The organism is Flavobacterium sp. UBA6195 (assembly GCF_002422095.1).
GTDB lineage: Bacteria > Bacteroidota > Bacteroidia > Flavobacteriales > Flavobacteriaceae > Flavobacterium.
Genome location: NZ_DITB01000116.1, coordinates 1 through 19,235, shown reverse-complemented (window position 1 = coordinate 19,235; position 19,235 = coordinate 1). Strand labels below are relative to the sequence as shown.

23 protein-coding genes and 1 pseudogene are annotated in these 19,235 nt (G+C 32.0%); 15 read left to right on the top strand and 9 right to left on the bottom strand.

Annotated features, from left to right (window positions below):
* The 9 genes from B4I81_RS10340 to B4I81_RS10300 form a co-directional block, all read left to right on the top strand.
* Positions 1 to 356, top strand: a 356-nt coding sequence (locus B4I81_RS10340; RefSeq protein ID WP_291110359.1) for a hypothetical protein, incomplete at its 5' end; no start/stop codon positions are given.
* Between the two features lie 2 nt (positions 357 to 358).
* Entirely contained in the window at positions 359 to 781 is a 423-nt protein-coding gene (locus B4I81_RS10335; protein ID WP_291110357.1) for a GNAT family N-acetyltransferase, read from the top strand.
* Complete coding sequence (locus tag B4I81_RS10330) at positions 778 to 1,446, top strand: formyltransferase family protein (protein WP_291110355.1); 669 nt, start codon at positions 778 to 780, stop codon at positions 1,444 to 1,446. The genes B4I81_RS10335 and B4I81_RS10330 overlap by 4 nt, the downstream gene beginning before the upstream one ends.
* 186 nt (positions 1,447 to 1,632) lie before the next feature.
* A complete protein-coding gene (locus tag B4I81_RS10325; RefSeq protein WP_291110353.1) occupies positions 1,633 to 2,652 on the top strand; it encodes a hypothetical protein in 1,020 nt (339 codons plus the stop codon).
* A 445-nt stretch (positions 2,653 to 3,097) separates the two neighbouring features.
* Positions 3,098 to 3,946 carry an RteC domain-containing protein gene (locus tag B4I81_RS10320; protein ID WP_291110351.1) on the top strand — a complete coding sequence of 283 codons (849 nt, stop codon included), beginning with the start codon at positions 3,098 to 3,100 and terminating at the stop codon, positions 3,944 to 3,946.
* Between the two features lie 88 nt (positions 3,947 to 4,034).
* Positions 4,035 to 4,322, top strand: coding sequence for a helix-turn-helix domain-containing protein (locus B4I81_RS10315; protein ID WP_187657846.1), 288 nt, complete (start codon positions 4,035 to 4,037; stop codon positions 4,320 to 4,322).
* A gap of 11 nt (positions 4,323 to 4,333) precedes the next feature.
* On the top strand, positions 4,334 to 5,161 hold the full coding sequence (locus tag B4I81_RS10310) for a transcriptional regulator (protein ID WP_291110349.1): 828 nt from the start codon (positions 4,334 to 4,336) through the stop codon (positions 5,159 to 5,161).
* Entirely contained in the window at positions 5,091 to 5,756 is a 666-nt protein-coding gene (locus B4I81_RS10305; RefSeq protein ID WP_291110347.1) for an ATPase, read from the top strand. The genes B4I81_RS10310 and B4I81_RS10305 overlap by 71 nt, the downstream gene beginning before the upstream one ends.
* A gap of 63 nt (positions 5,757 to 5,819) precedes the next feature.
* Complete coding sequence (locus B4I81_RS10300; RefSeq protein ID WP_291110345.1) at positions 5,820 to 6,440, top strand: hypothetical protein; 621 nt, start codon at positions 5,820 to 5,822, stop codon at positions 6,438 to 6,440.
* A gap of 223 nt (positions 6,441 to 6,663) precedes the next feature.
* On the opposite strand, the gene B4I81_RS10295 is transcribed toward B4I81_RS10300, so the two are convergent.
* The 6 genes from B4I81_RS10295 to B4I81_RS10270 form a co-directional block, all read right to left on the bottom strand.
* Positions 6,664 to 7,656: a nucleotidyl transferase AbiEii/AbiGii toxin family protein gene (locus B4I81_RS10295; RefSeq protein ID WP_291110343.1), complete on the bottom strand. Its 993-nt coding sequence runs from the start codon at positions 7,654 to 7,656 to the stop codon at positions 6,664 to 6,666.
* Positions 7,656 to 8,384 (bottom strand): DUF6088 family protein, encoded by a 729-nt coding sequence (locus B4I81_RS10290; protein WP_291110341.1) that lies wholly within the window; start codon positions 8,382 to 8,384, stop codon positions 7,656 to 7,658. The genes B4I81_RS10295 and B4I81_RS10290 overlap by 1 nt, the downstream gene beginning before the upstream one ends.
* 287 nt (positions 8,385 to 8,671) lie before the next feature.
* A complete protein-coding gene (locus B4I81_RS10285; RefSeq protein ID WP_262891193.1) occupies positions 8,672 to 8,797 on the bottom strand; it encodes a hypothetical protein in 126 nt (41 codons plus the stop codon).
* A gap of 42 nt (positions 8,798 to 8,839) precedes the next feature.
* Positions 8,840 to 9,193, bottom strand: coding sequence for a DUF6527 family protein (locus B4I81_RS10280; RefSeq protein WP_291110338.1), 354 nt, complete (start codon positions 9,191 to 9,193; stop codon positions 8,840 to 8,842).
* On the bottom strand, positions 9,177 to 10,352 hold the full coding sequence (locus B4I81_RS10275; RefSeq protein WP_291110336.1) for a ThiF family adenylyltransferase: 1,176 nt from the start codon (positions 10,350 to 10,352) through the stop codon (positions 9,177 to 9,179). Before B4I81_RS10275 ends, B4I81_RS10280 begins: the two co-directional genes overlap by 17 nt.
* Positions 10,327 to 11,022 carry a multiubiquitin domain-containing protein gene (locus tag B4I81_RS10270; RefSeq protein ID WP_291110334.1) on the bottom strand — a complete coding sequence of 232 codons (696 nt, stop codon included), beginning with the start codon at positions 11,020 to 11,022 and terminating at the stop codon, positions 10,327 to 10,329. Before B4I81_RS10270 ends, B4I81_RS10275 begins: the two co-directional genes overlap by 26 nt.
* A gap of 406 nt (positions 11,023 to 11,428) precedes the next feature.
* Here B4I81_RS10270 and B4I81_RS10265 point away from each other — a divergent pair, with 406 nt between their 5' ends.
* The 5 genes from B4I81_RS10265 (at position 11,429) to B4I81_RS10245 (ending at position 16,205) form a co-directional block, all read left to right on the top strand.
* Positions 11,429 to 11,794, top strand: a complete 366-nt coding sequence (locus B4I81_RS10265) for a helix-turn-helix domain-containing protein (RefSeq protein WP_291110332.1) — start codon at positions 11,429 to 11,431, stop codon at positions 11,792 to 11,794.
* Entirely contained in the window at positions 11,778 to 12,656 is an 879-nt protein-coding gene (locus B4I81_RS10260; protein WP_291110330.1) for an ImmA/IrrE family metallo-endopeptidase, read from the top strand. Before B4I81_RS10265 ends, B4I81_RS10260 begins: the two co-directional genes overlap by 17 nt.
* 1,068 nt (positions 12,657 to 13,724) lie before the next feature.
* Entirely contained in the window at positions 13,725 to 14,726 is a 1,002-nt protein-coding gene (locus B4I81_RS10255) for a transposase (protein ID WP_291110328.1), read from the top strand.
* Positions 14,727 to 15,573: 847 nt separating this feature from the next.
* Entirely contained in the window at positions 15,574 to 15,996 is a 423-nt protein-coding gene (locus tag B4I81_RS10250; RefSeq protein WP_291110326.1) for a DUF6943 family protein, read from the top strand.
* Between the two features lie 29 nt (positions 15,997 to 16,025).
* Positions 16,026 to 16,205 carry a hypothetical protein gene (locus tag B4I81_RS10245; RefSeq protein WP_291110324.1) on the top strand — a complete coding sequence of 60 codons (180 nt, stop codon included), beginning with the start codon at positions 16,026 to 16,028 and terminating at the stop codon, positions 16,203 to 16,205.
* A gap of 238 nt (positions 16,206 to 16,443) precedes the next feature.
* On the opposite strand, the gene B4I81_RS10240 is transcribed toward B4I81_RS10245, so the two are convergent.
* The 3 genes from B4I81_RS10240 to B4I81_RS10230 are packed head-to-tail and all read right to left on the bottom strand — an operon-like array spanning position 16,444 to position 17,822.
* The gene (locus tag B4I81_RS10240; RefSeq protein ID WP_026725702.1) at positions 16,444 to 16,659 is read right to left on the bottom strand and encodes a hypothetical protein; all 216 of its coding nucleotides are present in this window, start codon (positions 16,657 to 16,659) and stop codon (positions 16,444 to 16,446) included.
* Between the two features lie 9 nt (positions 16,660 to 16,668).
* Complete coding sequence (locus tag B4I81_RS10235; protein ID WP_291110321.1) at positions 16,669 to 17,064, bottom strand: DUF5675 family protein; 396 nt, start codon at positions 17,062 to 17,064, stop codon at positions 16,669 to 16,671.
* Positions 17,064 to 17,822, bottom strand: coding sequence for a hypothetical protein (locus B4I81_RS10230; RefSeq protein WP_291110319.1), 759 nt, complete (start codon positions 17,820 to 17,822; stop codon positions 17,064 to 17,066). Before B4I81_RS10230 ends, B4I81_RS10235 begins: the two co-directional genes overlap by 1 nt.
* A 1,013-nt stretch (positions 17,823 to 18,835) precedes the next feature.
* Between B4I81_RS10230 and B4I81_RS10220 the strand changes: the two are divergent.
* Positions 18,836 to 19,235: pseudogene (locus tag B4I81_RS10220) on the top strand (Arm DNA-binding domain-containing protein); the annotation flags it as partial.

The window sequence follows — 19,235 nt, the reverse complement described above, 5'->3', positions numbered from 1 at the left end:
GGCTACGCCCATTTAAAGCGTTATCGAATGGAGAGCAATATAGAGCGGGATTAGCTCGGCTAATATGTGATGCTCCCGATAAAGTGGTTATTGATGAGTTTACGAGTGTCGTTGACCGTCAAATAGCTCAAATTGGTGCATCGGCTTTCGCTAAATCGTGGAGGCGAACAAAAGGTAAACAAATAGTACTACTTTCGTGTCACTATGATATTGTAGAGTGGTTGCAACCAGATTGGGTATATGATACTCGAACTGGTGAAGTAAAAAAAAAGTCCAAAAACGCCCACCTATCAAGCTCGACATTTGGAAGACAAACGGAACTTACTGGAAGTATTTTAAAGAGCATTATTATTTAGACTTGCCCCACCCTCCTGCGGCTGAATATTTTGTCGCTACGGTAAACGGAGAGCTTGTGGCTCATTTGGCTGTTTGCCCTTTATTTACTGCAAAGGCTTATCGTGCAACCCGATTAGTTGTTATGCCCGAGTGGCAGGGTGCAGGTGTTGGAACGACTTTTTTAAATGAAGTAATGCAATACCATTTAGACGGTAACGGAAGATGTGGGCATAAATATCACACCTTTTTTCATACTTCACACCCCCAATTATGCGGTTATTTGAGGCACTCTAACAAATGGCTTCAAACTAATGCAATGCTTCACGGCTCAAATAAAGTAAGAAGTAAAGATAGTATTAATAGAACTGGAAAAGGCACTATAACAGGGTGTGGTTATGGCGGCCATTTTAGAGCCGTACAGGCGTTTAAATATTTAGGAAAATGAAAAAAATAAGAGTTTTTATATCAGGACAAAAGTATTTCGGGGAGCAAGTATTTAGCCTTTGTAATAGGCTTGATTTTGTCGAAATTGTAGGAGTATGTTCGCCGTTAGATGATAAGTATGTTACAAAAATGGCTCATACTTTTGGGATTAAGCATATACCAGCGGGAACATTAACCGCCGATACTTTCCCGGACAATGTAGATATTGGAATTACTGCCCATTCATTTGATTATATAGGCAAGAAAACAAGGTATAAAGCTAAAATTGGGTGGATTGGCTACCATCCGAGTTTATTACCTCGTCATCGTGGGCGTTCGTCTATTGAGTGGGCAATCCGAATGCGTGACCCAATAACTGGAGGTTCTGTTTTTTGGTTAAATGATGGTATTGATAGAGGCGACATTGCTTATCAGGATTTTTGCTTTATTGACCCTAAAATGTATGCAATGGACTCAAGAAAAGCGGCACGACTATTATGGGAGCATGAATTACAGTCTATGGGGCTACGTTTGATTGAAAAAGCGTTATTTGATATAAGTAACGGAATAATTATAAAAAAGCCACAAAAGAAAGAATTTAGCACTTTTGAACCGAATACAGATGTAAAAGATGTATATAAACCCGATTTGCTTATGATTGAGCGTTACGGCTCTCCAAGTACATGAAAAAGCCCCTTTGAGGGGCTTTTAAATTTCGTTTAAATGTTGTTTAAAGAATGATTATATTTGCTCAAAAAGTGACACATTTCAATTTACAAAGTGGCACATTTCAATTTTTTGATTATACTTATTTGATAAAATTTTTCATTTCAATTTTTCTCAATCAATAATTAAAATTTTAAAATAATTTATATGAAAATGTTAAAAAAAGTAGTACTTGTAGTAGGAATTATGCTCTTCTCTTTAGAAAGTTTTTCTCAAAAAACAGATACAATCAACAAAAGCAAAAAGGATAGTGTAAATATTCCTAAACGTGCAATAGCTTACGCGGCTGATAAATTTGCGATTGTCCGACCATTGACCATTGAGTTCACGCATTCATCTCCATACAATTTTACCTCAGATCGAGGAAACATATCATTACCGCAAAGTACCGTTAACCAGTTTGAACAGGCTAAAATTAGTGCCAATTTTAATTTTATAAAAAGAAAAACATGGCTTTTAGGAACAACTTTAAGCTATAGATATACTAGTGCAGAGGCTGATATGATGGATCCCTTTACAAATGAAATCAAGGCAGTCGATAATCAATTCCACTATTTTTCTTCATCAGTGAATTTTTCATACTTCTCAACATTGTTTAAAAAGAGAACAATCTATTCTTCAAGTATTATTTTTGATGGTAGTGATCAACATTTTGAAAGAGTAAAAGGTTTATTAACAGGTGTAATAGTTTTGAAAGCCAATCAAAAAACAAAAATGACCGCTGGTTTATTAGTTAATATAGATCCAAGTGCTCAAACACCTGTGATACCAATTATAACTTATGAACACAAATTTAATAATGGATTGATAGCTGACATTACACTTCCAAAAAGCATTTACCTTCGAAAGTACGTTTTCAATGCTGGAAGAGTATCATTGGGAAGCGAATTAGACAGAACATCATTTTATCTATACAATATAGATGGTACGTCTCAAAGATATGAGTACAGACAATTAGATATCTATTCTGGGTTAATATACGAACATGTAATTGGAAATTTTATAATCACTGGAAAAACTGGTATGAAGTTAACACCCTCTGGAAATTTATTTAGAAAAGAAGATTCATTCAAGGATGCTGTATATGAAATAAAACCAGATCCTACATTCTATTTTAATTTAGGTGTATCGTTTAATCCTTTTACACTTTTAGGAAAGAAAAAATAATATAATGAAATATTTTTTGAAGTGTCATATCAAAAAAGCTTTTATAAATAAACACAACAAGTAGTAACAATACAAAAATTGGATGCAAATTAACTTTAAGCTTAAATTTTCAAAACAGGAAGATTCAGTTTTAATAGCTATTGTTTGCCTGTTGGGTATTATACATAGTTTTATGTACATTGATACTATGAAAGGAAGTCTTTTTGAGGAATATTATTTTATTGCAACAAGTATTAGTTTAACATGTATTATTGGTTTGTGGAGAATGAAAATATGGGCATTTTTCACCTATTTATCGGTTTTTATAATCAATCAATTTTTACTATATTTAATTAACGAATGGTTTCTTTCTCAAGCAATATTACCCATTATTTTATTGATATTTTTTATAAAAATATTTGAAAGTAAAGAATAACTAATTTTCCAATAAATAATATAAAAAAAATTGAATTTCAAGATTAACGTAGCACTCATAAATCTTAATGAGCAAATTAATTTCATAGATTTAGAAATTGATAATCAAATTGAAAAATGTAAAAATTCTATAGATGTTATTCTAAAATCAGTATCTGAAATAAAAAAAATAGTCCTCAAATCAGGTTTCAAAGTGGATACTGAAGAGATTCAATTTTTCAAAGAATTAAAACCTCAATTTACTTCTAAACTAATCTATTATAATGTGGTTTATAAAATTGAAATGAAAAGACCAAATGGAGGAAATAGAATATTGAAAAAATATTATAATAATGAATTACTAAAATTAAAAGCTTTTTTTGATAATGAACTTGAGTTTTATCAATATTACCGTTCCGGAAGTACTTATCTCGATTATAAGTACTTCCAAAGAGGTAAATTTGACATAAAATTGGCTTTGGATAATTATTATTTCGAAACCGACACAACATTTAGTACTTCTCATGATTTTAAGGTAGCACAAATTCTTGCTAATGACCTTATTCAATTATACTTAGAAAATCAATTAATTATGATTGAAAATAAAGATATATCCGAAAAATCACAACGCAAACCGAACATAAAATTAATGTGGACTGGTTCAAAGGTGGCTTTAACAGAATTGCTATATGCTCTACATTCCGAAGGTGTATTCAATAATGGCAAAGCCGATTTAAAAGATATTGCTGAATATTTTGAGCATATTTTTGAAATTGATCTAGGACAATACCGTAGAACTTTCCTTGAAATTAGAGCTCGTAAGAATGATAGAGCAAAATTTATTACTTCTCTTAACGAAGCATTGATCAAAAAAATGGAAAATTCAGATGATTTAATTTAGATAAAATCATACCCAACGCGAACCGCGTTGTGAAACAAAAACTTTCAAAAAATACAATTTTGTACCATAACAATCTAAAACATACGTTATGGCAATCGAAGTTATCACACGCGAAGACTTAAATGAATTCAGAAGTCTTCTTTTGAACGATTTAAAAGAAATCATTCAATCCAAACCGCAACAAACAAAACAGTGGCTCAAATCCAATGAAGTCCGCAAGTTATTAAACATCTCTCCAGGTACTTTACAAAATCTCCGCATCAACGGAACACTAACCTATACCAAAGTAGGAGGCATAATGTATTATGACAATTCAGACATTGATAAATTATTAAATGGAAATAAGGTAAATGCTTTGCCTACTCTGTTCAAATAATTTTTGCAATTATGAATTACATCAAACACTTAACTGGTTTCTTTGAGAAAGTAGCCATTGATAAAACATTAAATCCAACACATGTAAGTTTATACATAGCCCTATTCCAATTTTGGAACTGCAATCGTTTCAAAAATCCAATCAGTATCAATCGTGATGAGGTAATGAGAATTAGCAAAATCAGTTCCAAAGCAACCTATCATAAATGTCTGAAGAACTTGCATAGTTTGGGTTACATCAATTACGAACCATCTTACAATCCATTCAAAGGAAGTCATGTCATTTTGTTCAACTTTTCAGAAGATTTAAAACCGCTATCAAAATCCGAAAGAAAACCAAAAAATGAACCACTTATTGAACTTGTTTCTGAACAAGCTTTGAACAAGTCTTGTACTAGTAATGAGACAGGTACTGAACAAGCAGTAGTACCTTCTATAAACTATATAAACAATACAAACATTTTAAACGATAAAAACGTTTCAAACTTGGAAAAGCTCACAAAAAATTTTGAAGAAATAAATAATTCAGATTTAAAAAATGAAAATTCAAAAGAAGAAAAAAGTTCCGCGAAAAAAGAAGAAAAGTTAAAACCAGAGATTGAAGAAGTCAAAACCTATTTCCAAGAAAATAACTTCCCGGAACAAGAAGCTCAAAAATTTTACAATTACTTCAAAAGTGTCGGTTGGTTAGTTGGTGGAAAAACACCAATGGTCGATTGGCAAGCAGCAGCACAAAATTGGATGATTAATGCACCAAAATTCATTTCAAATGCAGAACAAACCAACAGAGCAAAACAACTCAATACAACAACCGACAAAGACTATTCAGAGCCATTATAGCTATGATAAGGTCATTACTTGGTTAGAAAATAAAGGAGTTGAACTATACGGCAATCATTTCAAAATAATAGAAACTGATTACCCAATTGTGTACAAACTAATCGCTTATTTCTTAAAAGACGAACCAACATGTTTTCAATACGGAATTAACCTCAACAAAGGAATATTATTAACCGGACCAATAGGCTGCGGTAAAACATCAATAATGAATTTAATGAAATACCTAACAGCCACAGAACACAAATTTTTCGTAAAACCTTGCAGAGATATCAGCTTCGAATTCATCCAAGACGGCTACCAAATAATCCACAAATACAGCATCGGAAAACTTTATCAATCAGAACCAAGAACCTATTGCTTTGACGATTTAGGAACAGAAAATAACCTAAAGTATTTCGGAAACGAATGCAATGTAATGGCAGAAATCCTATTAAGCAGATACGATCTATTCATTTCAAAAAAACTTCAAACCCACATAACCACAAACCTATCAGCCACAGAAATAGAAAAACATTACGGCAACCGAGTTCGCTCACGATTGAGGGAAATGGTTAATTTAATTGCATTTGAAAAAACAGCACAAGACAAAAGATAAAATTCGTATAAATCCGCGTTGCAAAGCATCAGTTTCATCCGCGTTCCAATAACAAGAAAGAAAATGAAAACTATAACCAACTTCTGGAACTACTTCCAACAAAACAACTTCGTTTTCCTACTCCTAAACGAAATCCCAAAAGACGAAATAAAAATCCATTTCGATAAACTAATCGAGATACTACATCAATACAACAAAGACCTAGACCTCATCATTAAAAACAAAACAAGTGCTGCAGAATTAATCATCACCGCAAATGGAAATCCTTATCTTTTCAAAGAAGTAGAATTACTAGTCCATTATGCACCAATTGTAGAACGTTGGAAAATAACTGCATTTCTACAACCCGAAACAAACCTAACCAAATACGAAAACAGTACCGACAAACCACTAGAATATTACGGTATCAGTTTAAAAATAAGCGAAATGTATTTCATCCCATTAGAAAACCCAAACAAACCAACTGATTTAGGAATAAAAGTGTTGCTCAAAAACTACATTATCCACAAAGATAACCCAAGACTTAGAGAAGCAGTTTACGTTCACATTGAACATTTAATTGGTGAAAAAGCATTTGCCAATGATATTGCATTTATTGAGATTGGGCAATTGGAAGGAGAAAATGAAAACCAGATTGAATTGTACAATCTAAAATCTTATATCGACATTGAAATAGACAATTAAGTTTCGGCAATAAATCTAATTTACTGCCAAAACTTAACAAATATTTCATTTACAAAACACGAAAAAATGTGTAATTAATTGCAAATGAAATAATGTGATGAGGCAAAAAAAGTGATATTTCATAGTAAAACAATCAATTTCATCCTGACAACTCAACTATAAATAATAATTCGTCATATCGCATATCGCAATATGAAATAGTCAGCTCCTAAATCAATAATAGTTAATCATTAATATTCCACTCAATTCCTTCTATTCGTTTTGAAAGGAATACTAAAGTTTCAAAAACTTCATTTTCAGTCGGTGGCTTTGTTTTACCAATAAGGAGTTCATTAAATTTTGAACCAGAGTAAACCTTTTTCAAAGTATTCCAAACCATTTCAGTTTCACTAAAAATTAGTGCATCCTTTGGGTGGTTGTAAAGCCAGTTTTTATCGTTAGGTATTGCTTTGTCATCATCTTTGGCAACTTGCAAAAACATCGTGTTAAACAAGTTGGAATTCACAAAGTCTTTTATAGCATAAAGCTTCATCAATAGAGTTAAATCATAAGTATGACGAACTTTATTAGATAAATCCTCAAGCGGGTTTTCTGTATAAGAAAATCGAACTAAGCTAATTATCTTCTCACAAAAAGTACGCTCAACTGCTAATGCTTTAACTTCAAAATCTTCTAATCCAAATTGTGTAAGTAATTCAGTATTTGGAGTTGTCTTGATATAATCAGCAATTAAGGTTCTGATAGGTTGTACAACATTGGGTTCTGTATTACCCATATGAGAAACTTCCAATGCAATATTTTCTCTTACTTCGCCATAAGTTCCTTTTACACCAACTTTTGGAAAGGAATAAATTATTTTTCTAATACTGCCTTTTTTATTAGTGTTTGGATCATCTGGTACAACATCTAGGATAGAGTTGTCAATTACATTGGTAACGTTCTTTAATTTTTCTTTCAAAGCATTTCCGCTATCACCATCATTTTTTACAACAACAACATCAATATCTTCCGAAAATCGTTGTATAACATCATAGCATTTTGATAATGAAGTACCACCTTTAAAAACAACCAAATCTTTTACATCCGAATGAAAAAGTTGATGCAAAGCATAAGTAACCCAATAATCTTTTTCAATAAAAATCTCTGGAATTCCAAAGTGTTCAGCAGCAGCTACAATAGCACCTTCAAAATTGTCTTTGTCTAAATGTAAATTCATTATACTATATTCCAAGAGTTAGCAGTCGAAAGCATTTTAGGAGTAATTCCATATTCATAACTACTCGAAGGATTTATCGATTTTTTTAATAAAGAAAGATTAGTTGTGTCAACATTCATTGCTTCCAAAAGAGCACCAAGCAAAGCTCTAACTTTTGGCGGATAAGCAATACCATAAGTAATTAGTTTTTTTAATTCTGTGGCTTCAAAATTATAAATCACTTTTTTTAAATAAACAAGCCCATCACTTTTTTGCAAGTCCGGAATAGTATTCAAATCTTTTATAACATCCAATAACTCCAAATATTTTATAGTATCAGCAGTTACTTTTACATAACTTTTCGCTGGCTTAATCACAACATTACCTACTTTGCCTTTAACTTGTCTGTCCAAAGAAGCCACACGAATAGAACTAGGAACTTGTGTGGTTAAACCTAATCGGTTATACAATCTCGTTCCAGTAATATAGGCAACTTGTTTATTTTTCTCAAATAAATAAAGTGAAAGCAAAACATCTTCTCTAGGTTTTTGTTCACCAAATACAGACACTTTAGGTTTATAATAATAACCTTTTCTAGCTCTTTTAATAACTCCTTTATCAACTAATCTACTTAATGCTTTAGAACCTGCAATAATTTCATCTGAAGTTAATCCAAGAGTATCATATCCGAATACATCTCCTGTATCTATTCGGTTTATTTTAGCTACTATTTTATCTGTTACTTTCATACTCAGCAACAAAGATAACTATTTTATTTTAAATGTCAAGTTTTTTCTATACTTTACCTGACATATTATCTGTATTACAATCTATACAATGATCATTGATTAAATCTTTACAACTATCACTATCAACATATTCATTATCTCATTCATCTGCACAAAAACCGTCTTTAGTCCAAGTATTCCTAAAGCCAGTTCTTTGTTTGCTTCATTTCGCTAATTCCAATTATAAACAAAAAAGACAGATTAATTTAACCTGTCTTTTTTGTAATTCAGTAAAACCATAAATTGCATTAGGATTTCTTTTTTGGTGGTTTTAATGAAGGAGTATTACCTGGCGTGTCTTTATTATCACGCTGACGTTGGTCTGGTTTTCCAGTTGATTTTGCTATTCTTTTCGGTCCAGTTTTAAGTGCCATAATTTTGTTTTTTAGATAGTTACTTACAAATTTAATTAAAATTTATTTTCTCTTCTTTTTTCTTTTAAAAAAGAAGCTTTTCTTTTTCTTTTCGTCTTTTTTTATTCCATCATTTATTTCATCTGACGACCAAATTCTAGCAAATTCAATTTCACTTCTTCTAATGAAATAATGTGACTTGCAATCAAAATTCCAATTACCAATAGAAGGAGATAAACTAATATTTTCTCCATCAAATGTCATTTTCCAATCAGTTGGAGAAAAAGGCGTAACAACTTCATTGTTACAGCCACACACACATTTGTGTATGGCCGTACAATAAGTAAGCGAAATATATAATATTCCATCTTCCAATAGATCTGGGATAAACTCTACAAACTTATGCTGTAACTTCATCGCTAGTCAATTGATTAACATTAATAGAGTAAGTACTGTGATGCTCTTCTCGCAAATCTTGATAGAAACCACACATTTTTTTCCATTTAATTACTGCTAAAACAGCATTCAAACAATTTAACTCAGCAATTTGAATATTACTGTTATAATCGTTATTACCTTCATCAACAAATGGAATTCTATCAACTAAATGATTATTCTTTTCATGAGTTCCAGTTGTCACTCTAACTGTTCCAATTAGAGTATCATCAACCGCATTTACTCCAAGTCCAACATCAATAAATGGAATATTGCTTTTTAACAAAAATTGAATAATCAACTTTCTTGAAACATCATTATCAATACATATAAACACAAAAGACATCGTTGATAGTGCTTTCATATTATCTTTTGAAACATAATTATGATGTGCAGTAATCTTTTGATGAATTTTTGAATACTGATTAAAGTAATAGTCAACCTTTGACGGTACTGTATCTAAATCTTCCTTTCCTGCAGCTCCAGGAGAACGAAATGCATTATGTTGCGAAAACACATCACCATCATAAATATGAATTTCACTCACAGGAGTTTTTGAAAGTAAATCCAGAATGTAAGCACCGGTTCCACCTAATCCAATTATGGCAATTTTTTGACCTTTAACTTTTTCATTAATTAGATTAATTTTCGCTCTACCGGAATTAGTGTCAATATATTGAAAAACATCAGTATCAATTGCGTTTTCTCTAATCCTAAAAGTCTTTTCAGTAACTAACGGATCAATACTTTTTGCAGGTGAACTAATAATTGTTCCATAAGTAGATACTTTTTCATAATAATCAACATAACCACTTTGTGGTTTGTTGGAAAAAGAAAAATTAATCACAATTCCATGACCAAGGTTTTGTTGATTGGAATGTTGAATAGCTGTGATGATAGTACCATCAGCATTGCAAGGATATTCACCTATAAAATTGATAACGTGTGTACTTGGTTTAATAGTTCTTTGACTATTAGCCAACGATAATTCACTAACCAAAATACCATATTTAATTTCTCTAAGATGAGTTACATAAGGTATATGGTGGATAAGTAAATATCCACCATATACCTCAAGTTCATAACCTTCATCTTGTAACCTTTTAAGGTCGGGACTATGATTTATTAGTTGCTGTAACATTGAAAACCATTTTATTAGTTACAAAAACTTTATCTCCTTTAACCATACTGCCTTCAGGGTTTTGATGAGGACCTTTAGCATAAGTTACAGTATAAACAGTATTTGGATTTTCTTGATAATTTCCAAATGCCAATTCAACAACTTGCGTAAAACTTATTGTTTTTTGGTTCCACTGCTTTTCTCTACCATTAACAATGATAATAAATTCAGTGATTTCCTTTTTAGAATAAAATTTTTCTTTGCCAGGTCTAGCTAAATCTACGATTTCATCATCTTCGATTAAATCGTCTTCCCATGGTTGTTTATTATCCAAATAGATTTGGAAATCAGCAGCTATATTTCCCTGTCTTCTAATTTGAGAACCTTTGATATACTGCTTTTCAGTTTCAAAGTTTTTTCCATCAATAGAATACTTTAATTTCTGCTTGATGTAAAATTGCTCAATTCCTGGTCTTGCCAAGTCAACAGTTTCATCGTTCAAAATAGCGTCATCTTTCCAAGGTTCAACTATGTCTAAGAATAATTCACAATCAAGAGGAAGCCCTCTCAATTCTTTCAGTTGTTTTCCGGTGATATACTGCTCAAACCATTCGAACTTTTTGCCTTCAATAATTAATTCTAATAAAGGTCTTTTACTGTGGTCATCTTGACCGTTTTTTTGTGTATTCATGATACTTTGCTTTTTAGTTTTTAAAATATTTTAACACTCCTTATCCTTTAAAAACTCTTGGAGTTTTGAGTTTCAAGCGGTTTTTGTTGCTAAAAATTTGTTTTTATCAAAAAACATAGTAGTTTTACACAACAAAATAAAGGGGTACTGAGGTGATAAGCCTAAGTATTTTAAAAGTCCTCGAAAAACTTATTCCCTATAACCCAATCCGTACCGCCAAGTTCGATTGGGTTTTTTTATTTATCAGTTATCTCATTTAAAATTTATTAATCTTAATTATACTAAAACAATGCAAACCTACACAATCTAAATTTACTTAGCAAGTATTTTGATAAAATTTTCTAAATAAATTTAATATCATATTTGATATAATTAATAAATTAGTATCTTTGTAAAAAATTTAATCATGGAAACTCTAGGCAAAACATTAAAAAGTACGCGTGAAAATGTTTCCCTCACACTTCGGGATGTTGAAATCGCAACTGGTATATCTAATGCTTATTTAAGTCAATTAGAGAATGATAAAATTAAGAAACCTTCAGCTAGTATACTTTATAAACTAGCTAACGTTTACAAAATCGATTTAAATGTTTTACTTTATGCTTCTGGAATTATTGATAAAAACGAAAATTCTGAAGTTATAAAACAACAATCATTATTAGAACGAGAAATCGCATTTTACAAAGACAAACTTTCAGAAGATGAGGAAAGGGAAATTGTAGATTTTATTAAATTCTTAAGATATAAGAAAAGTAATGACGCTACATTCTAAAAAAGACATTGAAAATATTTCTTTTGAAATTTTAAAAGCTTCTAAATCATTAGATGTCTTTCCAACTCCCATAGATAATATTGTCAATCATTCTGAATTGATTATTGCAGGTGGAATTGATTTAAAGTCTTTAGAAAAAAAATACAAAAGTTTTTTATTTACTGATGCCTTAAAGTCAGGGTTATCGAAAATTCGTGGTTTTTTGGATAGATCTGAAAAACTAATTTATCTTGACATGGAACAAAGGAGCAGCAGATTAGGCTTTGTTAAACTTCATGAAACAGGTCATAATGTTTTGCCATGGCAAAGTAAAATTATTGAATTTCTTGATGATGATGAAACACTTGATGCCGATACTCAAGAAGAATTTGAAATTGAAGCAAACTATTTTGCATCAGTTACACTTTTTCAAAATGATAGATTTGAAAATGAAGTTAAAAAATATGAATTAGGAATGCCTTCTGTAATGCTCTTGTCAAATCATTTTGGAGCATCTGCTCATGCTACTTTTAGATGGTATGTGGAAAATTCGAAGTTCAGATGTTCATTACTTGTACTTCAAAATTTGTCACCAAAAGGAAAGGTTCCAAAAGGTGAATTTAGAAACGCATTTCACTCATCATCTTTTTTAAGCACATTTGGCACCATTGATTGGCCTGAAAATTTTGGTTATAAATGGGAGTTTATTAAAGACCATTGTTTTCTTAGAAAAAAATGGAAAACAAATGGAAAAATTACATTAAAAACTTTAAATGGCAATGTAGAATTTAACTATCATTATTTCGATAATACATTCAATGCATTCGTTTTGATATTCCCAAAAGGTGAAAGTAAACCAACAAGAAATAAAATCATTATATAAGTTTACGAATTTAGTTTTCAGTTGCCACTCCTTCCCAACGCTCCAAAAAAGTTTTTGTATGCCAGAAATGGATCACTCCGAATGAAAATGTGCAAGGCAACAAAAACTTTTCCCAAAGCTTAGTTACATAATGTGGCATTATAGTGCATAAAGAACTATCCTGCTACTAATCAAAATCTCGGATGCACTATAATAACATTATGTAAAAAAGCCGCTCACCCAACGCTCGTGCCAGTGGCTCCAGGACAACATTTTTTGCAGCTCCCATCGCATCACCCAGCTACAAAAAACACCGTCCTTCGCCACTGTCTTTAACAACGTTCGCAATTTCATAGGAATATTTTCGGTTACCATCGCTTTTAAGAACGTTCACGGTAACTGTTTTTATCAGCTTTGTGTTTAAATAGGAAGTACTTGCATTGCTTTTGTAAGTAATAAAATGGCTTTTAGCTTAAGTTAATTTGCCTTTGGTACAAGCCATTTTATTACCCACAAAACCAAAACCCCAGTAAGAGTATCATTTTTCATTTGCCAGAAAACCCCAAATCATTGCTCCAGCGGAAAAGCTGATGCCACAAAGTTATTAATAGCTTCTTTGATAAGTTCAACGCGATATCTTTCTTTCAAGTCTATGGCATCAGCTTTTCCACTAAAGCAATCAGAAACATCCCAGTAAACAAATAAAAAATGATACCCTTACTTGCGCTGCTGCCACATCGCCTTTAGTTTTACAAAATAAACAATGTAGCAATTTTAACTAATAAAAAAACTGGCAAAATGATCTACCGCCGCCGCAAAGTTTTTATACTTATCTAGTGATTTAGACTTTGCCAGTTTTAATTAGTCCGAAACTTTATTTATATAGAGTAGAGAATAGATTAAATTTGATTAACAACCAAACTGACAAAGTGCACTACCGCCGTCGCAAAGTTACCAGACTTATCGAGTGATATAGACTTTGCCAGTTTTTACTGAACCAGCTTCAAATAGTTATTCAGGCTTTTAGGCCTATTATTAAGGTTTCGATTGTATTCAGTATTTAGGTTGCTAACTTAAAATAAATGTCTTATGAACAAATTTAAACATTTTCTTGGTATTGATGTATCCAAAGAATTCTTTGATGCAGTATTGATTTTAGAAGGAAAAAAAGAACATCCAGTTCACAATCAATTTATTAATAATTACAAAGGAATTAGAGCCCTTGTAAAATGGTTGAGAGATATGGGAGCTACTGGTGAAAACACTTTGGTGTGCCTGGAACATACAGGTATGTACGGTAAGTTAATTATCAAGTATTTGATAGGTTTTAGTTTTTCTCTTTGGGTAGAAATGTCATTACGAATTATCAAAAGCATTGGAATTCAAAGAGGAAAGAACGACAAAATTGACGCTGAAAGGATTGCTTTTTATGCACTTAAAAATGTTGAAAGTGCTGTTATTTATAGAGCACCAAGACAAGTAGTTGACAAAATAAGAACTTTATTATCCCTTCGTGACAAGTTAACAACTAACAAGCTTAGATTACTTCAATACGATAATGAAATGGTAGATTTTGACAAGGAATTGACTAAAATTAGTACAAAATTCAACAAAAACACTTTAGCGGGCATCAACAAAGATTTATTAAGTATTGAAAAACAATTAGATAAGTTTATTAAAGAAGATGAAAACTTAAATAAAATCTTTAACCAAGCAACTTCGGTTACTGGAGTTGGTAAAATTACAGCATTATATTTAATCTGCTTCACTAATGAATTTACAATGTATTCTAATCCAAGACAATTAGCTTGTTATGCTGGAGTAGTTCCATTTGAACATACATCGGGAAAAAGTATTAAAGGAAGAGCGAAAGTACATTATATGGCAAATAAAACCCTTAAAAAACACCTTCACCTTTGCGCTATGGCTGCTACAAATTACGATCCAGAAATTAAACAATATTATCAAAGAAAGGTTGAAGAAGGAAAAAGTAAAATGCTCGTAATGAACAATGTTAGAAACAAATTAATTCATCGAATTTGCTCTTGTATCAAAAACGAAAAGCTTTTTGAAGTTAAAAAAATCGAATAAAATGTTCTTTTTTTATAGCTTTGCTTTTGCCAAGGCGAAGCGGAAATAGGCTCTGCTGAGGAGCAACCTATCAGGAATAAACCTTTGGTGCCGACAAATAAGTCAAAAGGAAGGCATTTAGTCTTCCTTTTTTTGATTTATTTAGAGGCTTCCTATGCCTAAAAAAACCTAAAAACCTTTTTTGAAAAAAAATCAAATTCTTCTTGTTTTATACATAGTAATCACTCGGTAGTATAATGCATTGTTTTTTGAAGATGCCTCCCATTTCCATAAGATTATTTACTCCAAACTAAACACTGCGATTGCCAACTGACTTTCAGGCATCCTCAAAAATCAAATCCAAGAAAGAGTATCAAATTCTTTGGCCGGATGAATAGCTTTTTTATTTTATAATTTGGTTTTTTCATCCATCCAAAGAATTTGATACCCTTTCCAAAGACGACCATGCTCCAAATCAACACTCATTACTTCAGATAAATCCGATTAAACAAGGACATTTGATTTGGAAATTCAAAACAAAAAATAAAAAAAAGAGAGCAAAGGTAAGTTCCAGGTATTCAGAAAAAAAAGTTCAAGCCCTTCGGGTTTTAAAAAAAAATCTCCACCCACAAAGGTTCGCAAGATATTTTATACTAAAAAACAAAACCCGATTTCCGATGATGTATCGGGTAGTATTTTTTTTAAAAAACTTTTTTTTCTGAAACCTTCCACTTGAACAGACGGCTTTCTTTTTTTCTTTTTTTTCTTTTGAAAAATTTTAATGGGCGGAGCGTAGCGAGGCACACCTGCAATTCAAGAGAAAATTTGCGAAAAATTGAAAATCTAATCAATTTTTAAAGCCGATGTTATGCAGAATTTTATCATTAAAACCCACCAAAAAGGAACGATTTACTCGAAACCGCATTTATTTCTACTTAACAAAGGAATGAACAGCGGAAAGCCACAAAAAGAGCCATTTACGAACAGTTTTGTAGTCATTTTTGATTTAGAACAGGATTGTGAAAACCTTTATTTTGTTGCTTATAGTTTATGGAAAGCAAATTTTTGGCATCAACATTTAGTTGGTTCCGTAATTCCATTTTTACGTCTTAACGATTTCAAAAAGGAGTTTTTTATAAAGTCTAAAATTATGATGGAAGAACACGAAGCTCATATTAAACACGTTACAGCTCTCAAACTTTTAGAGCAAAAAGAAAAACAATTTCACGAAAACATCAACCTTATCAACGATATGAGAAGAGTTATTCTACATCGCTACTGCAACAGATAATTTATTTATTAATCCTTAAAATCAATTCTATGAGTGTATTTTTATTATTTCAAACCGATAGTTGGAAGTCAAAAGCATCAAGAGTTTTCTTTGGTGCCTTTGATAGCAGAACAAAAGCACTAGATTATGCAAAATACAACGATTTGTACTGGTATAATTCCGAAGTCGTAGTCGTTGAGGTTATGCTCAATCAATTTGGAGAAGTTTAAAATCAAAAAAGCCAGGTCATTCCGACTTGGCTTTCATTTTGTTTAACCCAAAGGTCACCACAACTAGGGCTAAACTTATTTTTTGTGCTTCTTATTTAGACTTTTAAGCAGTAACGAAATCGTAAAACTGACCACAGCTCCAACTGATGCTAAGATAACCGTTTTTGCAATATCATCAGAGGAAAGATTAGGTACAATACTTAAAAATGTGCCTCCAGCGGTTCCCATCAATGTGGGATTATTTGCTGTCATCAGTTGTAGTAAGCTGACTTGCAGCTGATAAAACTCCTCCAGCTACCGCAACATAACCTCCAATAGTTGTAACAATAGCAGGTAAAGCAATTGGAGCAGCTAAAATTGTTCCACCAACGGCAGCTAATGCCAACCCAACAGTTCGAAGCACTTTAAAAAACTTTGGCGTAGGAGCTTTTGCTCTATTTATAATTTTTTTCATAATCTAAAATTAAGATTGGATAATTAATTCAACACTTTCTTTATTGTCCAAAGCTTTGTAAACAAATGCTTTTAGCTTCGCAAAAGCTTTTCTCGACATCAAACCTAATCCAGGTCCAGAAAGTTTAGTAACAGGAGCAATACAGCCTTGCAATTCCTTTTGAGCATTATTAGCAGGATGAAATAGAATAAACTTTCTATTCGGCACATCCACCATTTCTAAATGCCATTTGTATTTTGCACTGTATCGCTTTCTAATAAAATATTTCCCTTCCGGAACACAAGAAACCTTCGTTTCGTTCATCATCCATGGCAATTCGATGGTTTTACAAATCAATTTACCTTCGCATTCGAGTTTACCGTTAGTTCCTTCAGGGAAATAAGTTCTAGTTAACCAAATAACCATTACACACCGCTGTCAACTTTCGCAACAGACAATGGATTAAAAGCACCATTTTTCAATGGGTACATTTGTCCATTTATCTCCTGATAGAACTCAACACCTAAAGCCAAAAATAATGGCTTAGTTGAGTTAGCAGTAACAGCATTCACTTGGTTAATTGGAGCAGTAGCAGTTCCATCCCAAGGCAAAATTGCCGTTTCAGAAGTAGCAACCACATAGGTTTCAGCTTCAAAATCAATTTCAGCTCCTCCAGAAATGATTTTGTAGTGAGTAGTTCCACTTGGAGCAGCAATCATATTCGCAGGAATAAATGATGCTAAATCCACAGTAATTTCACCAGCCACTCGGTCAATAGTTGCCACAAACGGAGCAAACAAAGTAGTACCAAGCTTACCACGAATATTGAATTCAAAACCAAATAACAATTCAGCTTCTCCATCAATCACGTTACGCAATCCACGTTCACTAACAGTGTCCGCTTGGATAACTTTTACCATAGCTTGTGTCAAACGGCTCACCATTCTACTATCCGCAGAATTTAAAAGCAACGGTCTTAAAGCTGTTCTAAGCATTTTTCCTGCCTTTCCAGCTCTACCAAACTCGGAGCCATTCTCACGAGTTCTTTGAAACGCTGGATCACTTGCAATTCTACTAGCGTCAATACCGCCTTTTTCTCTTGCCAAGTGACCATCTTGCGTTTTGTAAAAAGTAATATCTCCAATAGTACCTTTCAATTTAATTATGCCTTTCTGTCTAGCCATAACTTCAAAATTTTGTTAAACATTCATCTAAAATCTCCTTCATTCTTTCAATCAGTTGCAACCACATTTTGAATGATTAAAGCAAAGTTTACAATGCATTTCACTAAAGAAAAAGTAACAAGTGTACCATATGTCCAAAATCGACATAAGTGTCTTAAATGAACATAAAAAGCCAATAAATAAGTGTGAAAAATTATAACTAAATTGCAAAAGATTTTCTGCACGTCAGAAGTTAGTCAAAGCTATATCAAAGGCATAGATAAAGTATGAAATTGAATAATCAGAGGGTATGCATCTATCCAAAGGACATACAGCGAATAACAGGCAAGAGTTATCGTCAAAGTACTAGATTGATGCAAAAGATAAAAAAAGACCTCAACAAGCTCGAAAATGAGTTTCTAACGATTGAAGAGTTCTGTACATATAGTGGCATAAAATATGAACAAGTAACTCACTTGATTTTTGGTTAAAATTGAAAAATACCGCAGAAAGATTTTAATCAAGAGATGCACAATCAAATACTTAAACAACTTGTTCAATTTTTAGTAATGTTTGTTGAATTTTAATTTGCTATATCATTGCAAATGAGTATATTTACAACTCACAAATGAAATGAATCATTTACGATTAAAAAGGGGGTAAAATCGGTTACCCAAATAAAAATTCAATTGTAACGAGCTGTTATAGAATATGTTGAAATAGGTAGTCAAATCCCTCTTTCTCCGCGGAATAGCTTATCAAAAGTTATCAAAACCTCGAAAATCTTAGGAATTTCGAGGTTTTTTGTTTTTACTACCTTTCAAAATATTCATTCTTTTTCAAAAATCAAGAGACCCCATCGAGACCCTAATAAAAACCTGATTTTTGGGTCTCGCTAAATTGAAATTTTAGTTGCAGCGATTTTCAACCAATCCACTATTGGTAAGCTGTTCAATAACCTTTTCAATTTTCAAACATCTTGATTTGTGGCAAACTTTAAAGTAAATTAATTAATAACTTAAAGGTTACCAAAAATGAATTCAAAAGTCACATTGCATTTCTATGCAAAATCAACCAAAGCCAATGGTAATGGATTATTACCAATTTATGTGCGATTAACAATCGAAGGAAAACGATTTGAGTACAGTACTAAAAAATTTATTGAGCCATCGAAATGGTCAACTGAATTAAGCAAAATGAAGGGTAATTCAGAAGAAGCTCGTTCAATAAATAACTTACTTGATTTTACACGAAATCGAATAAACGAAATCCAATTCGAATTATTAAAAGATGGCGTATCATTAAACATCGATGAATTTAAAAATCGTTTACTCGGTATAAAAGAACGCGAACGTCTACTAATTCCAATTTTCACAGAACACAATCGAAAAATTAAAGAGTTGGTGGGAAGCGAGTACGCTCCAGGAACACTAG